This window comes from Streptomyces sp. NPDC030296 (assembly GCF_055572815.1).
This window is the reverse complement of sequence record NZ_JBVICQ010000019.1, coordinates 107,918-124,996: the sequence shown is the minus strand read 5'-3', so window position 1 is coordinate 124,996 and position 17,079 is coordinate 107,918. Positions and strand designations below refer to the sequence as shown.

The 17,079-nt window shown below is 72.6% G+C and carries 14 protein-coding genes and 2 pseudogenes; 5 read left to right on the top strand and 11 right to left on the bottom strand.

What is annotated here, in order from left to right:
- Positions 1 to 48 precede the first annotated feature (48 nt).
- On the top strand, positions 49 to 918 hold the full coding sequence (locus tag ACZ4Z3_RS37670) for a TIGR02452 family protein (protein WP_468505281.1): 870 nt from the start codon (positions 49 to 51) through the stop codon (positions 916 to 918).
- Between the two features lie 44 nt (positions 919 to 962).
- Here ACZ4Z3_RS37670 and ACZ4Z3_RS37665 read toward each other — a convergent pair whose 3' ends face one another.
- From ACZ4Z3_RS37665 to ACZ4Z3_RS37650, 4 genes are all read right to left on the bottom strand, one after another.
- Complete coding sequence (locus tag ACZ4Z3_RS37665) at positions 963 to 1,409, bottom strand: type II toxin-antitoxin system PemK/MazF family toxin (RefSeq protein WP_468505280.1); 447 nt, start codon at positions 1,407 to 1,409, stop codon at positions 963 to 965.
- A 150-nt stretch (positions 1,410 to 1,559) separates the two neighbouring features.
- Positions 1,560 to 2,963, bottom strand: a complete 1,404-nt coding sequence (locus ACZ4Z3_RS37660) for a flotillin family protein (protein ID WP_468505279.1) — start codon at positions 2,961 to 2,963, stop codon at positions 1,560 to 1,562.
- 150 nt (positions 2,964 to 3,113) lie between these two features.
- Positions 3,114 to 3,338 carry a hypothetical protein gene (locus ACZ4Z3_RS37655; protein ID WP_055513823.1) on the bottom strand — a complete coding sequence of 75 codons (225 nt, stop codon included), beginning with the start codon at positions 3,336 to 3,338 and terminating at the stop codon, positions 3,114 to 3,116.
- A 54-nt stretch (positions 3,339 to 3,392) separates the two neighbouring features.
- Entirely contained in the window at positions 3,393 to 4,817 is a 1,425-nt protein-coding gene (locus ACZ4Z3_RS37650) for an amidase (protein ID WP_468505278.1), read from the bottom strand.
- Positions 4,818 to 5,772: 955 nt separating this feature from the next.
- On the opposite strand from ACZ4Z3_RS37650, the gene ACZ4Z3_RS37645 reads away from it, so the two are divergent.
- Positions 5,773 to 6,807 (top strand): LacI family DNA-binding transcriptional regulator, encoded by a 1,035-nt coding sequence (locus ACZ4Z3_RS37645; protein ID WP_468505277.1) that lies wholly within the window; start codon positions 5,773 to 5,775, stop codon positions 6,805 to 6,807.
- Between the two features lie 38 nt (positions 6,808 to 6,845).
- Here ACZ4Z3_RS37645 and trxA read toward each other — a convergent pair whose 3' ends face one another.
- Positions 6,846 to 7,232, bottom strand: coding sequence for a thioredoxin (gene trxA / locus ACZ4Z3_RS37640; protein ID WP_468505276.1), 387 nt, complete (start codon positions 7,230 to 7,232; stop codon positions 6,846 to 6,848).
- 128 nt (positions 7,233 to 7,360) lie between these two features.
- On the opposite strand from trxA, the gene ACZ4Z3_RS37635 reads away from it, so the two are divergent.
- Positions 7,361 to 8,818: a dihydrolipoyl dehydrogenase family protein gene (locus tag ACZ4Z3_RS37635; RefSeq protein WP_468505275.1), complete on the top strand. Its 1,458-nt coding sequence runs from the start codon at positions 7,361 to 7,363 to the stop codon at positions 8,816 to 8,818.
- A gap of 197 nt (positions 8,819 to 9,015) precedes the next feature.
- Here the strand turns inward: ACZ4Z3_RS37635 and ACZ4Z3_RS37630 are convergent, their stop codons facing one another.
- Positions 9,016 to 9,672, bottom strand: a complete 657-nt coding sequence (locus ACZ4Z3_RS37630; protein ID WP_468505274.1) for a peptide deformylase — start codon at positions 9,670 to 9,672, stop codon at positions 9,016 to 9,018.
- 182 nt (positions 9,673 to 9,854) lie between these two features.
- Here ACZ4Z3_RS37630 and ACZ4Z3_RS37625 point away from each other — a divergent pair, with 182 nt between their 5' ends.
- Entirely contained in the window at positions 9,855 to 11,288 is a 1,434-nt protein-coding gene (locus ACZ4Z3_RS37625) for a PepSY-associated TM helix domain-containing protein (RefSeq protein WP_468505273.1), read from the top strand.
- Here ACZ4Z3_RS37625 and ACZ4Z3_RS37620 read toward each other — a convergent pair.
- The 3 genes and pseudogenes from ACZ4Z3_RS37620 to ACZ4Z3_RS37610 all read right to left on the bottom strand — a co-directional run.
- A complete protein-coding gene (locus ACZ4Z3_RS37620; RefSeq protein ID WP_468505272.1) occupies positions 11,285 to 11,635 on the bottom strand; it encodes a tetratricopeptide repeat protein in 351 nt (116 codons plus the stop codon). The genes ACZ4Z3_RS37625 and ACZ4Z3_RS37620 overlap by 4 nt on opposite strands.
- Before the next feature lie 79 nt (positions 11,636 to 11,714).
- A complete protein-coding gene (locus tag ACZ4Z3_RS37615) occupies positions 11,715 to 12,194 on the bottom strand; it encodes a MarR family transcriptional regulator (protein ID WP_468505271.1) in 480 nt (159 codons plus the stop codon).
- 140 nt (positions 12,195 to 12,334) lie between these two features.
- A pseudogene (locus ACZ4Z3_RS37610) lies at positions 12,335 to 12,787 on the bottom strand (MarR family winged helix-turn-helix transcriptional regulator); the annotation flags it as partial.
- A gap of 140 nt (positions 12,788 to 12,927) precedes the next feature.
- On the opposite strand from ACZ4Z3_RS37610, the gene ACZ4Z3_RS37605 reads away from it, so the two are divergent.
- Complete coding sequence (locus ACZ4Z3_RS37605) at positions 12,928 to 13,893, top strand: pirin family protein (RefSeq protein WP_468505270.1); 966 nt, start codon at positions 12,928 to 12,930, stop codon at positions 13,891 to 13,893.
- 274 nt (positions 13,894 to 14,167) lie between these two features.
- Here the strand turns inward: ACZ4Z3_RS37605 and ACZ4Z3_RS37600 are convergent, their stop codons facing one another.
- Positions 14,168 to 14,701 (bottom strand): RICIN domain-containing protein, encoded by a 534-nt coding sequence (locus tag ACZ4Z3_RS37600; protein ID WP_468505294.1) that lies wholly within the window; start codon positions 14,699 to 14,701, stop codon positions 14,168 to 14,170.
- Positions 14,681 to 17,058: pseudogene (locus ACZ4Z3_RS37595) on the bottom strand (glycosyl hydrolase family 95 catalytic domain-containing protein); the annotation flags it as partial. The gene ACZ4Z3_RS37600 and the pseudogene ACZ4Z3_RS37595, both read right to left, overlap by 21 nt.
- Positions 17,059 to 17,079 lie beyond the last annotated feature (21 nt).

The following is a 17,079-nucleotide window of genomic DNA, read 5'->3' as shown; positions in this document are numbered from 1 at the left end:
GGGGGAGCGCGCGCGGTCGGCGTTCATGGCGCGCACGCGGGTGGCGCCATGAGCGCCCGCCTGCGGGGCATCGCACGGGAGACCGAGGACATCGTCGCGGCGGGGCGCTACCGCGCACCGGACGGCCGCGAGGTGTCGCTCGCGGAGTGGATCGACGCGGCCCGCTCGGGTACGCGCCTGTACGGCCCGGACCCGGTGCGGATCCCACCGGTCGCCCACGTGTCCGCGCCGACCCGGATCGAGGTCACCGGCGAGAGCAGCCTGGAGGCCGCCCGCCGCCTCACCGGCACGGTGCCCGTCGCCGTCCTCAACTTCGCCTCGGCCCGCAACCCGGGCGGCGGCTACCTGAACGGCGCCCAGGCCCAGGAGGAGGCCCTCTGTCGGGCCTCCGCCCTGTACGTCTGCGTACGCGAGGCCCGCGGCTTCTACGACCACCACCGCGCCCACCGCGACCCGTTCTACACGGACCGTGTCATCCACTCACCGGCCGTGCCCGTCTTCCGCGACGACCGCGGTGACCTGCTGCCCGCCCCGTACACGGCCGGTTTCCTGACCTCCGCCGCCCCGAACGCGTCGGTCGTCCGCCGTACGGCGCCGGAGCGCGTCGGCGAGCTGCCGCGCGCCCTGGCCGTGCGCGCGGAACGGGTCCTGGAGACGGCCGTGGCGAACGGCTACCGCAGGCTGGTCCTGGGTGCCTGGGGCTGCGGTGTCTTCGGCAACGACCCGGCGCACGTGGCGACCGCGTTCCGCGCGCTCCTCACGGACCGCGGCCGGTTCGAGGGCCACTTCGAGCACGTGGTGTTCGGCGTCCTGGACCGCACGATGGGCGCGACGGTCCGGGCTGCATTCGAACGGGAGTTCCGCGTCGGCTCCTCGGGAGCGCCGGCCGAATCCTCCGGCGCGAGCCGGATCCCCTAGGTCGTGCCAGGCGTGCGGGGCAGACGGGACTTTGCGGACACGGCTCAGCGCCAGCCGTACCGTTCACGCAGCCGGTGCACGACGGAGTTGAACCGCATCCGGTCCAGGGCGCACGCCTCCCGCCGCATCCCCGCCTCGTGCAGTCGGAGCACCCGGTCGACATCCACCCAGGACGGCCGCCCCGAACGGTCCCACGGCCCGCTGCCGATCGGCACCCACTCGCGGTCCCCGTCATGCCGCTTGCTCGACAACTGCACGGCGAGGAACGTCCCGCCCGGCTCCCGCGCCACCACCAGCACGGGCCGGTCCTTGCCCCGCCCGTCGTTCTCCTCGAACGGCACCCAGGTCCACACGATCTCCCCGGGGTCGGGGTCCCCGTCGTGCGCGGGCGAGTACTCCGTACGCACCCGCCCCACGGTGCGCGGATCGGCCTCGGTGGTGGCGGAGGGGCCGTAACGGCCGGGAACGTCTTGATCGGCGAACGCAGTCACGGGGGCAACGCTAACCCGCGCCCCCGTCAAGGGAGCGCGGGCCCCGTGGCGATGCGCGGCTCGACCGCACGGGCTCGAGCGACGGCGGTGCCTTCGACGGGGGAGGGAGGCCAAGACTCCCGGCCACCGTCAGCGATGGGCAGAGGGAGGCTAGGACTCCCGGTCCACCGGTACCTTCTCCACGGGCAGCCCGTTGACCGCGGCCGGGCCCCGGTCGGGCGTTCCGTTCTGGTTCATGGACGCCAGCAACTGCCGGGCCAGCCCCAGCCCCGTGCCGCCCATCGTCAGCGCCTTGGCGAACAGGTCGGCCATGCCGTCGGCGCCGTTGAGCAGCACCATGTTGTCGACGTTGCCGAACGCGGACGCCCCCGCCTGCACGATCTCCGGCCACCGCTCGGCCAGTTGCTGCGCGATCACCGCTTCCTGGTTGTCGGCCAGCGCCGCGGCCCGCGCCTTGATGCCCTCGGCCTCGGCGAGCCCCTTCGCGCGGGCGGCCTCGGCGGCGGCGAGCCCCTTGGCCTGCCGGGCGGCGGCCTCCGCCTCACCGGTGGCGCGGGTCGCGTTCGCCTCGGCGGCGGCCGCGAGTTCGGTCTCCTTGGCCTTGGCCTGCGCGGCGGAGATACGGGCGTCGCGCTCGGCCTCGGCGAGGGTCCGCTTCTCGTACGCCTTGGCGTCCGCGGGCTTGCGCACGTCGGCCTGGAGCTGCTGCTCACGCCGTGACGCCTCCAGCTCGGCGACCCGGGTCTCCTGCACGACGACCTCCTGCTTGGCGCCCGCCTCGGCGAGCGGGCCGGCCTGCTTGGCCTTGGCGGCGGCCTTGTCCCGCTCCGCCTGGTAGCCGGCCTGGAGGATCTCGCTGTCCCGGGTGGCCTCCGCCATCCGCGCCGCCGCCTGCTGCTCGGCCTCGGTGGCGAGCCGGTTCGCCTCGGCCTGCGCGATCCGCGCGTCCCGCTGGACGGCCGCCGCGTGCGGCATGGCGAGGTTCTTGATGTAGCCGGTCGGGTCCTCGATCTCGTGGATCTGCAACGAGTCGACGATCAGCCCCAGCTTCTCCATCTCCGTCCCGCACGCGGCCCGTGTCTGGCCGGTCAGTTTCTCGCGGTCGCGGATCATGTCCTCGACCGTCAATCCGCCGACGATGGACCGGAGATGACCGGCGAACACGTTGTGCACCCGTTCCGAGACCCGTTTCTGCTGGCCGAGGAAGCGGCGGGCGGCGTTGGCGATGGACACGAAGTCGTCGCCCACCTTGAAGATGACCACGCCCCGGATCTTCAGCGGAATGCCCTGGAAGGTCACGCACTCCACGGCCAGCTCGGTCTGGTTGAGGTCGAGCGACAGCTTGCGCACCGCCTGCATGCCCGGCAGCACGAGCGTGCCGCGCCCGGTGACGATACGGAAGTTCATGCCTTCCGTCAGGCCCTCCATCTTGTGCTTGGAGCCGGAGATGATCAGGGCCTCGTTCGGTTCGGCGACACGCCACATGAGCTTGAACAGAGCGATCAGTACCAGAGCCACCGCTACGGTCGCCCCCGCGATGATGCCGATGAACATCGGCACACCCCCCTCGGCCAGGTGCCCTTTCGGCACCGAACGTCGGGAGTGTCCCAAGGGGCCGGGCGGGGGTACAGAGCCGCGCGGACCGTTGTTGCAGTCTTGGTGCGAACCGTCACCGCGGGAGCGGCCAGAGCCCCCGACGGACCGTCAACTGTCGTACGCCGCCGAGACGTAGACCGTGCGCGGCGGCAGGTACTCGATCACCATCACCAGGGTCCCGGGCTCGATCCGGTCCTTCGCGGAGGCGGGGTACGCCAGGAAGTGCTCGGCCCCGCCGCGCACCCGGACGATCACCTCGCCGACGAGCCCGGGACCGACCGCACCGGTCACCCGTCCCATCAGCCCGACCATCGACGCTTCGTCCATGGTCACAGCGTACGGGTCGCACCCCGCCCCCTGGACCCGTGCGGGGGACGGCGGTGCCGCTCACACCGCGGGGGATTCGGCCGGCGTCGTCGCCTCCGGCGGCCACAGCTCGTGCCAGCGCTGGTCCGCCTCCAACTGCGCGGCCAGCGACAGCAGCAGCGGCTCGCTGTTCGCGGGACCCAGCAGCTGCGCGCCCACCGGCAGCCCGCCCACGAACCCCGCCGGTACGTTCACGCCGGGCCAGCCGAGCACGTTCCACGGCCAGGCGTACGGGCAGGCGGCGATCATCGCCCGGTCCGTGCCGAGCCCACCGAGGCCGATCATGGAGCCGATCCGCGGCGGGGGAGCGGCGGTGGTCGGCGCGAGCAGCACGTCGTACGTGGTGAACAGCGCGCCGATCCGCTGGTGGAGCGTGGCCTCGGCGCGGCGGGCCAGCCGCAGCGGCGCCCCGGCGAGCAGTCGGCCGAGGCGGGCGGCGTCGCGGGTGCGCCGGTCCAGGAGGTCCGGCCGGGCGATTCCGCCGACGTGTTCGGCGATGCCCGCGGTGGCGCGCGGGATGAAGGTGAGCCCGATCTGCCCGTAGCGGGGCTCGGCCTCCTCGACCTCGTGCCCGAGCGCCGCGAGCCGTTCGGCGACCGCGCGGACCTTCTCCCGCACCCGGGGGTCCAGCCGCGCGGGCAGCGCGGTGAACGGCGGCTTCAGGGACAGCGCGATCCGCAGTCGGCCCGGATCGCGCCCCACGGCCCCGGAGGCGTCGATGGCGTCCGGCCGGTGCAGGTCTCCCTCGTGGTTCCCGGCGGCCGCGTCGAGGAGGAGGGCGGCGTCGGCGACCGTGCGGGCGAGGGTGCCGTTGACGGTGATGCCCTGGAAGGACTCCGGGAGCGGCCAGGTGGAGATACGGCCGCGCTGCGGCTTGATGCCGATGAGGTGCGTCCAGGACGCGGGGATACGGATCGAGCCGGCGCCGTCCGAGCCCAGCGCGCCCGGCACGATTCCCGCGGCGACGGCGGCCGCGGAGCCGCCCGAGGAGCCGCCGGGGGTGTGGTCGGCGTGCCAGGGGTTGCGGGTGGCGCCGAAGGCCGGCCCCTCGGTGAAGGGCCACTGCCCGAGTTCGCAGGTGTTGGTCTTGCCGACCACGATCGCCCCGGCCGCCCGCAGCCGCCGTACCGCCTCGCCGTCCTCCGGCAGCGACGGGAACTCGCCCTGGCAGCCGAACGCGGTCGGCTCGCCCGCCACGTCCATGTCGTCCTTCACGGCCACCGGCACGCCGAGCAGCGGCCGCCGTCCGCCCGCCGCCAGCTCCCGGTCCGCCGCCTCGGCCTCCACCAGCGCCGCCTCGGCGCGTACCCGCCGGAAGGCGTTGACCGTCGGCTGGCTGGCCTCGATCCGGGCGAGGGTCCGCTCGACCAGCTCACGTGACGTCACCTCCCCGGCGGCCAGCGCACGGGCACACTCCGCCAGACCCGGGGCACGGTCGGCAGCCATACGGAACACCTCCGGTAGCAGGTTGTCTACCGAACGGTAACGTCCGGGTGCGGGCGAGGGTACGGGAAGGACGACTTCCCTGGTGACCACGGCGGTTCGCGGCGGACGCGAGCGGACGTTCGACGTGTACGGCCCCGCCGGGCCGCCCCGGTCCGCGGGTACGTGTGGCGCTCGCCCGAACACCCGCTCGCTCGCCAGCCGCGTGCCAAGCGCCGCATCGTGAGGGCCAGTCGCAGCCGCAGCCGACCGTGCGGGTCGCGGACCGGCCAGCCCAGGAGGGACTCCGCGTGGGTCGGGGGGACACGTCCGCCCCGCCCCGAGTGGCGGGTGCCGCCGCGCGCCCCGGCGCATCCCCACTGAACCCCCGACGCACCGAGGCGCCGCCCGTGCGGGGCGAGGGCCCGACCGACCCCGTCCCACCATGAGTACCGGCCACGCCGACGCATATCCAACACACAGTTCACGCCATAGCTTTGGCGTGTTACGCGGACGTAGTGGCCGTGCGGACCCCGGCGCCCGCCGACCGCGCGGCCTCCGCACGCCTCTTGCGCGGATCTCGTGGGGAATCCGTGGCCCGCCCTCGCCCAGGCGCGCCGGGGGCTCGCTCTCAGGGGCCTCCCGGGCAGCCGACCGGCCCCGTTGCCGGCGCGACCGCGTTCCGCGGCCCACCGGGAACGCCGCCGCGCGCCCCGCGGCGAGGGCGGGGCGCGTACGGGCGCGGCCGGGGGAGGGGGCAGCGGTGGTAGACCAAACGCCGCCATCACCCCACCTTCACGGAGATGGCGCGAAATGGTTGCAGGACTGAACAGGTTTCGAACATATTCGCCAAACTGCCCAGCCACAAAGATCGGTCGCCCGACCCCGAGCCCTCGCACGGCCCGGACCCGAGCTCCCGTGTGGCCGGAAGTCCCCCGGCCGGAAAGCCCTTCACAGCTTCTGCAAGGATGCCGTCGTCATGGTGCAGATACCGAAAGAGCCCGCCCCGCCCGCGCCGCTGCAACGGTCCGTGCCCACGAGCGCCGATGTGGCCCGCCTGGCGGGTGTCTCACGAGCGACCGTCAGTTACGTCCTCAACAACACCAGCGCCGTCCGCATCAGCGAGCCCACCCGCCGCCGTGTCCACGAGGCCGCGAAGGAGCTGGGGTACGTCCCGCACGCGGCCGCCCGCAGCCTGCGCGCCGGTCACAGCCGCATGGTCCTCATGCCGACCCCCAACGTGCCCATAGGGCCGCTCTACAGCCAGTTCATCAACGATCTCCAGTGGGCCCTCAGCCGCCTCGACTACACCGTCGTGCAGTACGGCGGCGTCGGTCTGCGCGGCGACGAGGCGGCCCGCGCCTGGGCCGAACTGCGCCCGGTCGCCGTGATCGTCCCCGGCGAGGGGCTCGGCCCGCAGGGCGTGGCCATCCTGAAGCGCTCCGGCGCACGCGCCGTCGTCACCCTCAGCCCCGAACCCGTCGAGGGCGCCCATGTGCTGCTCCTGGACCACGGTGTCGTCGGCGAGAGCGCCGGCCGGCACCTGGTCGAGCGCGGGCACCGCCGTATCGGTGTCGTCGTGCCCGACGAGCCGGGCCTCGGGGTGTTCTCCCGGCCCCGGCTGGAGGGCGTGCGGCGTGCGGTGCGGGGCACGGAGGCGACGATCACCGAACTGCCCCTCGCCTATGACGAGGAGGCCGCGGGTCGGCTCGCCGCCCGGTGGCGCTCCCTCGGCCTCGACGCGGTGTTCGCGTACAACGACGAGTACGCGATGCTCGTGATGCGGGCGCTGCGGGACGTGGGCATAGGCGTCCCCGACGACACGGCCGTCGTCGGCGCCGACGACCTCATGCTGGGCCGTCTGCTGCGACCGCGCCTCAGCACCGTCCACATCGAGCTGCCGTCCGGCCGCGACCTCGCGGAACTGGTCGACCGCGCGGTCCGCGACCCCGCCATGGTGCCCACCACACACGATGTGCTCGGCGCGCGGATCGTCCACCGCGAATCGAGCTGACCCAGCGGGGGCCGCCGTCGGTGTCGTGGGCCCGCCGGCTACTGACCGTTCTGCTCGACCTGCGCCTGCTGGGCGGCGACGGCCCTGCGGACCTCGTCCATGTCCAGCTTGCGGGCCTGCCCGATCACATCGGTCAGCGCGGCCTCGGGCAGCGCGCCCGGCTGCGCGAACACGGCGACCTGGTCACGGACGATCATCAGCGTCGGGATGGACTGGATGCCGAAGGCCTGGGCCAGCTCCGGCTGCGCCTCGGTGTCCACCTTGCCGAACACCAGGTCCGGGTTGTCCTCGGCGGCCTTCTCGTAGACCGGCGCGAACTGACGGCACGGCCCGCACCAGGACGCCCAGAAGTCGATCAGGACGAACTCGTTGTCCGTGACCGTCTGGTCGAAGTTCTCCTTGGTGAGCTCCACGGTGCTGCTCATGGCGTGCATCCCTCTTCCTGGGTGTCGGTGCTCGGGGTGAGCCGCTGTCGACAACGCCACCCGCCGGTGGCGTATTCCGCGCGCGTACCCATGTGGCCACGGCGCACACCACCAACCAGACTGACCCCATGACGGATACGGAACACACCGAAAACGACGAGAACACCACGGGGACCATGTACGACGTGGTGGTGCTCGGTGCCGGACCCGTGGGGGAGAACGTCGCCGACCGCACCCGCGCGGCCGGCCTGTCCACCGCGGTCGTGGAGAGCGAACTCGCCGGCGGCGAGTGCTCGTACTGGGCGTGCATGCCCAGCAAGGCCCTGCTGCGCCCCGCGATCGCCCGGGCCGACGCCCGCCGCGTACCCGGTCTGCGCCACCTCGTCGAGGGCCCGCTGAACGCCGCCGAGGTGCTCGCCCACCGCGACTACGAGGCCGCCGACTGGAAGGACGACGGCCAGGTCGCGTGGCTGGAGAGCATCGGGGCGGTCTTCCACCGCGGCCACGGCCGGCTGGCCGGTGCCCGCCGGGTCGTCGTCGACGCCCCCGACGGCGCCCGGCACGTCCTCACCGCCCGCCACGCCGTGGTGATCTCCACCGGCAGCCGCGCCGTCCTGCCCGATCTGCCCGGACTGGACGAGGTACGGCCCTGGACCAGCCGCGAGGCCACCAGCGCGCGGCAGGTGCCCGGCCGGCTGATCGTCGTCGGCGGTGGTGTCGTCGCCGTCGAGATGGCCACCGCCTGGCGCGCCCTCGGCTCCGAGGTCACCGTCCTGGTCCGCGGCAAGGGCCTGCTGCCCCGCATGGAACCCTTCGCCGGCGAACTGGTCGCCGAGGCGCTCACCGAGGCCGGCGCGGACGTCCGCACCGGTACGTCCGTGACGTCGGTGACCCGCGAGAACGGCACCGTGGTGGCGCTCACCGACACCGGGGACCGCCTGGAGGCCGACGAGATCCTCTTCGCCACCGGCCGCGCCCCGCGCACCGACGACCTCGGCCTCGACACCGTCGGCCTGGAACCCGGCACCTGGCTGCCCGTCGACGACAGCCTCCGGGTGACCGGCAGCGAGTGGCTCTACGCGGTCGGCGACGCCAACCACCGGGCGCTCCTCACCCACCAGGGCAAGTACCAGGCGCGCATCGCGGGGGCCGCCATCGCCGCCCGCGCGGCCGGTGTCCCGATCCTGGAGAGCGACCCCTGGGGCGCCCACGCCGCCACCGCCGACCACCGCGCCGTCCCGCAGGTCGTCTTCACCGACCCCGAGGCCGCCTCCGTCGGCCTCTCCCTCGCCGAGGCGGAACGGGCCGGCCACCGCGTCCGCGCCGTCGACGTCGAGTTCTCCTCCGTGGCCGGGGCCGGGCTGTACGCCGACGGCTACCGGGGCCGCGCCCGGATGGTCGTCGACCTGGACCGCGAGATCCTCCGCGGGGTCACCTTCGTCGGGCCCGCCGTCGGCGAACTCATCCACTCGGCCACGATCGCCGTCGCCGGGGAGGTCCCCGTCGACCGGCTGTGGCACGCGGTCCCCTCGTACCCGACGATCAGCGAGATCTGGCTGCGGCTGCTGGAGGCGTACCGGGGCTGAACCGGCAGGGCGGGCCGCCCCGCCGGGGAGCGGGGGAGGAAGCCGCCTCGCCGGGGATTGGGACCGGGGACCGGGACCGGGGTCCGGGAACGAGGCCGGGGGGAAACCGCTCCGCCCGGCGGCCGAGCAGCCGCCTCGGTCCGGCGCTCAGCCCCGCAGTGGGTCCGGCCGCTCAGCCCCGCAATGGGGCCGGCCGCTCAGTCGGGCAGCAGGAAGCCGAGGGCGCGGGCGGCGCGGGCCGGGGTGGGATCGTTCCACCGCTCGGCCATCGCCTGGTTCGTGGACAGGGAACGCAGCTCGGCGTGGTCGAGGTAGAGCGTGCCGTTCAGGTGGTCCGTCTCGTGCTGGACGATACGGGCGGGCCACCCGGAGAACTCCTCGTCCACCGCCCGTCCCCGCTCGTCGAGTCCCCGCAGCCGCACCTTGGCGTGCCGGGCCACCACGGCCTGCCACCCCGGCACGCTCAGACAGCCCTCGAAGAACGCGTCACGGTACGGTCCGACCGCCTCGTACGCCGGGTTGACCAGGACCCGGAACGGCTGCGGGACCCGCCCACGGGCCAGCCGCACCTCCTCCGGCACCGGCGCCGGATCCTCGATCACCGCGATCCGCAGGGACACCCCGACCTGGGGTGCGGCGAGGCCGACGCCCGGCGCCGCGTGCATGGTGGCCCGCAGCGCGGCGACGAAACGGGCCAGCAGACCGGCGTCGAGCTGGCCGTCGAAGGGCTCGGCCGTGCGGCGCAGCACCGGATCGCCCGCGGCCACGATCGGCAGCGGGCCCTCGTGGGCGAGGAGTTCCTCGACCCGGTCGCTCAGCGGGCGGGACTCGACGCGCTCTCGTTCGGAAGCCATCGCGCCAGCATGCCAAGCCAGATGAACCGATGCGAGGCGGCTCTCCCGGCCCCGAGGGGGCCCGTCCGCCCCTTCCGGCCATGTGGTCCACGTCACACTAAATGCCGGGAACTCGGCGCCTTCACGCTCCGACTACTGAACCGCCACGACGTCCCCGTACCCGTACCCCGGAGCAGCCGCCGATGACCATCGCCCCCTCGACCGAGACGGACGAGACCAGGAAACCCGTCACGCCCGACGGTGCGACGAGGAGCGCCTGGGCCTCCCTCAGGCCGCTCGTCCTGCGGCTGCACTTCTACGCGGGCGTCCTGGTCGCCCCGTTCCTGCTGGTCGCAGCCCTGACAGGCGGACTGTACGCCGCCTCGTTCCAGATCGAGAAGATCGTCTACGCCGACGAGACGACCGTCGCGAAGGTGGGCGACGAGAAGCTGCCGATCTCCGAGCAGGTGGCCGCCGCCCGCAAGGCGCACCCCGAGGGCACGCTCTCCGCGGTGCGTCCCTCACCCGAGGACGACGCCACGACCCGGGTGATGCTCTCCGGAGTCAAGGGCGTCGACGAGAACAACACGCTCGCGGTGTTCGTCGACCCGTACACGGCGGAGGTGCGCGGGGCGCTGGAGCAGTACGGCGCGACCGGCGCACTGCCGCTACGGACCTGGATCGACAAGTTCCACGCCAACCTGCACCTCGGTGAGACCGGCCGCCTCTACAGCGAACTCGCCGCCAGCTGGCTGTGGGTCATCTCGGCCGGCGGTCTCGTCCTCTGGTTCGGCCGCCGTCGCGCCCAGCGCAAGGTGCGCGGCACCAGCGGCCGACGCCGCACCCTGGGCCTGCACGGCACGGTCGGTGTGTGGGCCGCGGCCGGGTTCTTCTTCCTCTCGGCGACGGGCCTGACCTGGTCGGCGTACGCCGGCGCCAACATCGACGTCCTGCGCACCGAACTGCACCAGGCCACCCCGGCCATCTCCGCTGCGGCGGGCGACCACGGCGGTCACGGCACGGGTGCGGCGGAGGGAGGGGCCGCCCCTGAGGGCGACTTGGACAAGATCCTCGCCGCCGCCCGCGCGGAGGGCCTGGGCGACCCGGTCGAGATCGTGCCGCCCGCCGACGCGTCTTCCGCGTACGTGGTGAAGCAGGTCCAGCGCAGCTGGCCCACCAAGCAGGACGCGGTGGCCGTGGACCCGTCGACCGCCGAGGTCACCGACACCCTCCGGTTCGCCGACTTCCCGGTGCTGGCCAAGCTCACCCGCTGGGGTATCGACGCCCACACCGGCGTCCTGTTCGGCCTGGTCAACCAGCTCCTGCTGATCGCGCTGGCGGCCTCCCTCGTCCTGCTGATCCTCTGGGGCTACCGCATGTGGTGGCAGCGCGGACGGGCCTCCGCGTTCGGCCGCCCGATCCCGCGCGGCGCCTGGCAGCAGGTGCCCCCGCAGGTCCTCGTCCCCGCGCTGGTGGTCGTCGCCGTCCTCGGCTACTTCGTCCCGCTCCTCGGCATCCCGCTCGCCGTGTTCATCGCCGTGGACGTCGTCCTGGGCGAGATCGCCCACCGCAAGGGCAAGCGGACGTACGGGGGCCGAACCGAGGCGAAGCAGGGCGCGGAGCAGGGCGCGGACTAGCGCTGCCGCTCGAAGTCGCCCGCGAGGGCCGAGGCGATGCGCAGGTGGGACTCCGCCTCGTCGTGCCGGGCCTGCCGTTGCAGGGTGCGGCCGAGCAGCAGCCGGGCGTAGTGCTCCACCGGGTCCCGCTCGACGAGTACGCGCAACTCGTCTTCGGCACGGCGCAGTTGGGCGGAGTGGTAGTAGGCACGGGCCAGCAGCAGCCGGGGCCCGGTCTGCTCCGGAACCTCCTCGACCAGCGCGCTGAGGACGCGCGCGGCGGCCGCGTACTCCTCGGCGTCGAAGAACATCCGCGCGCGCTCCCAGCGCTCGGCCGGTGTCCCGTGGTCGTAGTACGTCGTGTCCACTGTGACCTCCTTCGGCGCCGACAACCTGCCGAGTCAGTTGAATATTCCACTGACCCGGCGGGGGTGCTGGGGTGACCGGTCAGCGCCCGGTTGTGAGTTCCGCGTTGGCGCGCTCGGTGACGAGGTCCAGCACCCGGCCCGCGACCGCGAGATCCTCCGCCGGGATGCCGGCGTAGATCCTCGCGGAGACCACTCCGGTCTCGGCGGTGGTCCTGGCATGGATCTCCCGTCCGGCGTCCGTGATCGCGACGAGGCCCGGCTCCGCGGGGCGGTCGACCGCCACCACCAGCTCTGCCGCGGCCAACTCGTCCAGGACGCCGCGTACTTCCTCCGCGCTGAGCTTGAGGGAGTGGACGACCTGGTCCACGACCTCCTCGCGGGCGACGGGCCCGTCGGCGACCGCGACGACGCGGAGCGTCACCGACTGCTGGAACGTCAGGTCGTACCGGGTGAGCACGGTCTCCAGGGCGGCGCGGGCGGCGTAGTGGGCGAGAGCGATGACACGGCCGTTGACGGCCGGGGTGGGTGTGGAGGGCGTGGTCGTGGCAGGGGTGGTCATGACTGCTCCTCGGTGCGCTCAGAAGGAAGGGAGTGCTCGGTGGGGGGCGGGCCCGGAAGGGACGGGCCAGGAAGAGACGGGCCGGGCAGGGACGGGTCGGAAAGAGACGGGTCGACAAGGGCTGGGTCGAGGGGAAGGTCTGGATGGAGGGGGACGTCGAGCAGGGTCGTCAGTTCACGGGTGAACTCCCGTGCGCGGGCGCTGTCGAGGCCGCCGAGCGGCTCCATCAGCTGGTGCAGCAGGCCCTGGACGACGTCGATCGCGCGGCGGGTGACGTCGCGCCCCTCCCCGGTGAGCGCCAACCGCACGGCGCGGGGGTCGCGAGGGTCCCGCGCCCGTTCGAGCAGCCCGGCGGTCTCCAGTGCGCGGGCCAGCTTCGACACGTACAGCGCCTCCAGCCCCGTGTGGTCGGCGAGCTGCCGCTGACTGGGCCGCAGCCCGGCCCGGTGCATGCCGTGCAGCGAGGCCACCAGTGCGTACTGGGCGTGCGTCAGCCCCAGCGGCGCCACCGCGCGGTCGACCGCGACGCGCCACTTCATGGACAAGCGCCACACGAGGAAACCGGGCGTCGCGCCCTCGAAAGCCGAACTCATGAGGAATACAGTACATGGCTACTATAGCCATGGCTACTATTGCGCTACGCGGGCAGGCCGGGAGCGGGGGATGCGGTCGGACGGTGGTGGGGAGGCGTTCGGTCTGACGGAGGGGCCGGGCGGGGGCTAGGTTGAGCGGCATGAGCAATCTTGACCGTCAGGCGGTGCCGAGCGTGTGCGGCGGCCGGGGATTCGTCGTCGCCGAACCCGTGCGGGAGCTGCTGAGCCCCCGCCGTGTGCGACTCGGCGAGTCCACGGAAGTACGGCGCCTGCTGCCGAACCTGGGGCGCCGCATGGTGGGCGCGTGGGCGTTCGTCGACCACTACGGGCCGGACGACATCGCCGACGAGCCCGGCATGCAGGTGCCGCCGCACCCGCACATGGGCCTGCAGACCGTCAGCTGGCTGCACCAGGGCGAGGTGCTGCACCGCGACTCCACAGGCAGCCTGGAGACGATCCGCCCGCGTGAGCTGGGTCTGATGACGTCGGGGCGGGCCATCAGCCACTCCGAGGAGAGCCCCAGGTCGCACGCCCGTTTCCTGCACGGCGCCCAGCTGTGGGTCGCCCTGCCGGACGCGCACCGGCACACCGACCCGCGCTTCGAGCACCACGCGGAGCTGCCGGTCGTCACCGCGCCCGGCCTGGAGGCCACTCTCATCCTGGGATCCCTCGACGGCGCGACGTCACCCGGCACGACGTTCACGCCGATCGTCGGCGCCGACCTCACGCTCACCCGGGGCGCCGACCTCCGCCTCCCGCTCGAACCCGACTTCGAGTACGCGGTCCTCTCCATGTCCGGCGAGGCCCACGTCGACGGTGTGCCGGTCCTCCCCGGCTCCATGCTCTACCTCGGCTGCGGACGCACCGAACTCCCCCTGCGCGCCGACTCCGACGCGTCCGTCATGCTCCTCGGCGGCGAGCCCTTCGAGGAGGAGCTGATCATGTTCTGGAACTGGATCGGACGGTCGCAGGAGGAGATCGAACAGGCTCGTCAGGACTGGATGGAGGGGTCGAGATTCGGGGTGGTGAAGGGGTACGACGGGGATCCGCTGCCTGCCCCCGAACTGCCGCCGACGTCTCTGAAGCCACGAGGAAGGGTGCGTTGACCTGCGGAAATGGCGGATTGGTGCGATGGGTGGGTGACGTGCCGTCGGGGCTCCGCGCCCGCCCATCGGTCGCGCGGGGAGGTTGGCTGGGGCTGTCGCAGGTGCGACGGCACGGTCGCCGTAGCCTCGCCGCCCAAGGAGATCCGCACCTTCCACAGCTGTCCGGACGTCCTCGAACTGCCTCGCCGGACGAGCGTCCGGCGAGGGCGACAGCCGGCACGGTGCGAGGAGCTGAGGCACATCCGGCGATGCTCACCGCTCGTCGCCCGGCGGCTCACACGGCGACGATCTGCCACTCCTGGTTGGAGCCGGTGTTGGCGGGCCACTGGATGATCGGGGTGCGGTCAGCGGTGGCGCCGTTCTCCGCCTCCGCGCACAGACCGCTCTTGACGTTGACGAGGCGGTGGTAGCCGCTGGTCGCGGGGACGAGCTTCCACCACTGGTGGGCTTCCGACCTGTCCGTCCACTGCTCGAGCACCTGGCCCTGGACGGTCGACCCGCCGGGCGATCCGAGCGCCTTTCCGCTCTTGACGCAGACCAGGCGGAAGGAGCCGTCGTGGTTCGGCTGGAACCTCCACTGCTGGTTGGTGCCGCCGGTCCACGGCCACAGGATCGCTGTGGCTCCGTCGAGGGGCGACTCGTCCTTGATGTCGAGCACCTTGCCGCTTCTGCGGTTGACCAGGCGGAAGACGCCGGTGAGCAGGCCGACGGTGATCGTGGTCCGGCTGCCGGCGGTGAGCGACACCACCCGGGCGTGGTTGCCGAGCGAGGAGGCGGCGACGGTCGCGGTGGTGCTCACCGAGGTCATGCCGCGGCGGCAGACGAGGGTGATGTTCTGGGTGATGTCCGAGGTGAGGACCACGGTGGCGGTACGGGCGGCGGTGTCCCAGGTCAGGCTCTCGACCAGGATCCGGTTGCGGCCCCATACTCCCTTGATGGCGCCCTTGGCGAGCTGGTCGGGCAGGGCGGGGAGCAGTTCCAGCAGGCCGGGGCGGCTGTACACCAGCGCTTCGGAGAGCATCGCGGGCAGGGCGTTGGCCGCGTCCGCGTTGTAGATCGTCGGATTGGGGTTGTGGGCGGTCATCAGCGACTTGAAGACCATGTCGTTGCTGAGGATCTTCCTGATGTTGCTGTAGACGCCGGCACCGTCCTTCAGGCGGGCGCGGGCGAAGGCCCGGTGGATGGCGCCATGGGCGGCCTTGGTCTCGTCGCCGCGCAGGTCGAGGGCCTTGCGGGCGTTCAGGACGAGGTCGGGCTTGTCCTCGGGGTTGATCTCGTGCAGCGGCCAGGTGCCGTACATGTGCTGGGCGTGGTTGTTGTTGTAGTGGTCGCTCAGGCCGGGCCAGGCCCATTCCGCCAGGGCGCCGTCGCTGTTGACGCGGTAGGCGGGCAGTTTGCCCAGCAGCGCGGTCCAGCGGGCCACACCCTGCCCGCTGCCCTGCTCGACGCCGAGGGCGTTGGCGGCGTCGATGGCCGCTTGGAGGGCGTGCCTGCCCGCGGCAATCTCGCCGGTGGCGTTGACCGAGAGGTACTGGTTGGTGTTGCCGGGCTTGTTCTCGACGGAGAAGCACGGTACGAAGACGACCTTGCCGCTCGCGTCGGTGCGGGTGAGGAAGTCCTCGTAGAACAGGGCCAGTTCCTCAGGGCGGGGGCCAGCCTGGTGCGGTAGAAGGTGTCGTCGCCGGTGACTTGGTAGTACTCCAGCAGCGGGTAGAGCAGCCAGTCGGCGCCCCCGGTCCACGTCTGCCCCGGGAAATTTCCGTCGAAGTGGAGCATGTGGCCGGACTCGCCGTCGGTCCGGATGGGGGCGAGGAAACCTCGCGTGCCATAGATGTTCCTGGCGTTGGTCCTCCACTCGTCGAGCTGCCCGAGGACCAGGTCGAAGTAGCCCTGCATGGCGTCGGTGAGGCCGAGGATGTTGCCGCCGGCGACCTGGAAGTTGACGTTGGCGTCGGTGGTGAAGTCGTCCGCCCAGGCACCGTTCCAGGTGCCGGTCCAGATGCCGGTCAGCCGGGGTGGCAGGATGCCGCTGGAGCTGACGAAGAAGTAGCGGCCGGAGTCGTAGAGCCGCTCCAGCAGGGCCAGGTCGATGACCGTCCGGTCACTGTTCTGCCGGGCTATCGGTTCGCTGGTGGACAGCTGCCGGTCCGCGGCGGAGACGTTCAGGTCCAGGCTGGAGCGGTCGTACATTGCCGAGTGCAGTGCCCTGTGGCGGGACAGCAGGGTGGCGTAGTCCGTGGTGAGGGCGGCCAGCGCACTGTGCAGCGGCTTGGAGTCCCAGCCGGTGGCGGTGTCGTAGCGGCCCAGCTTGGTCAGCAGCAGCACCTTGGTGGCCCGGGCCACGACCAGGGTGGAGCCGCTGACGGTGACCGAGGCGTTCGCGCCGGTGACGACGACTCGGGTGACGCCCTCGTAGCCGTGCGCGCCCTGACCGGAGGGGTAGGTGCCGCGCAGGTTCAGATAGCCGTCGCCGCCGCTGACCGTGGCCGTGGTGGCGAACGTCACGCTGCTCGGGGTGCCTTCGAGCGCGGTGTTGACGCTGAGGGTGGTGTCGACGGTCCGCGCGGTCGCCAGCAGCAGTTCATGGACGATGACCTTGTCGGCGCGGGAGGCGAAGGCGTGGCGCTTCCAGGTGCCGTACTGGTCGGTCCAGGTGTGGGTGACCTCTCCGCTGCGGAAGTCGGTGATCCGGGCGTAGTCGCTCACCGTGGTCATGCCCGGCGTGCTCAGCCGCAGCTCGTACCCGGGGTGGTACGTCTGCGTCCAGCGCAGGTTCCAGCCCGAGGCGAAGCTCGACTGCGCCCCGGCGTAGTCCCCGGCCAGCGCCCTGTCCCGTACGGACGCCAGACGGCCCGAGATCACCGGTGGCAGTGTGTCGCGGGTGCCGTTGGGCAGCACGAACCGGTGGTGGTTGACGATGACCTTCTCCAGCGTGGGCGCCCCGTACAGGACGGCGCCGTACTCGCCGTTGCCGGTCACGAAACCGTCGGTCCACGCCGACGCGGTCCCCGTGTCGTAGATGCCCCGCTCGGGGAGGTCGACCTGGGGCGGCACGGCCGCGGCAGCCCGCCCGGGCAGAAGCCCGGGAAGCGTGACGGCCCCGGCTGTGAGTGCCGCGGCGGTCAGGAACCGTCTGCGGTCGAGAGGCTGGTCGGGCAGGCCCATGGCGTTGACTCCGGAGGCGTT

Coding starts and splice junctions, on each gene's coding strand:
- ACZ4Z3_RS37600 (WP_468505294.1), bottom strand. CDS start 14,701: ATGACCTCGGTGAGCACCACCGCGACCGTCGCCGCCTCCTCGCTCGGC.
- trxA (WP_468505276.1), bottom strand. CDS start 7,232: ATGAGCAGCACCGTGGAGCTCACCAAGGAGAACTTCGACCAGACGGTC.
- ACZ4Z3_RS37605 (WP_468505270.1), top strand. CDS start 12,928: ATGAGCAATCTTGACCGTCAGGCGGTGCCGAGCGTGTGCGGCGGCCGG.
- ACZ4Z3_RS37615 (WP_468505271.1), bottom strand. CDS start 12,194: ATGACCACCCCTGCCACGACCACGCCCTCCACACCCACCCCGGCCGTC.
- ACZ4Z3_RS37645 (WP_468505277.1), top strand. CDS start 5,773: ATGGTGCAGATACCGAAAGAGCCCGCCCCGCCCGCGCCGCTGCAACGG.
- ACZ4Z3_RS37670 (WP_468505281.1), top strand. CDS start 49: ATGAGCGCCCGCCTGCGGGGCATCGCACGGGAGACCGAGGACATCGTC.
- ACZ4Z3_RS37630 (WP_468505274.1), bottom strand. CDS start 9,672: ATGGCTTCCGAACGAGAGCGCGTCGAGTCCCGCCCGCTGAGCGACCGG.
- ACZ4Z3_RS37660 (WP_468505279.1), bottom strand. CDS start 2,963: ATGTTCATCGGCATCATCGCGGGGGCGACCGTAGCGGTGGCTCTGGTA.
- ACZ4Z3_RS37650 (WP_468505278.1), bottom strand. CDS start 4,817: ATGGCTGCCGACCGTGCCCCGGGTCTGGCGGAGTGTGCCCGTGCGCTG.
- ACZ4Z3_RS37625 (WP_468505273.1), top strand. CDS start 9,855: ATGACCATCGCCCCCTCGACCGAGACGGACGAGACCAGGAAACCCGTC.
- ACZ4Z3_RS37635 (WP_468505275.1), top strand. CDS start 7,361: ATGACGGATACGGAACACACCGAAAACGACGAGAACACCACGGGGACC.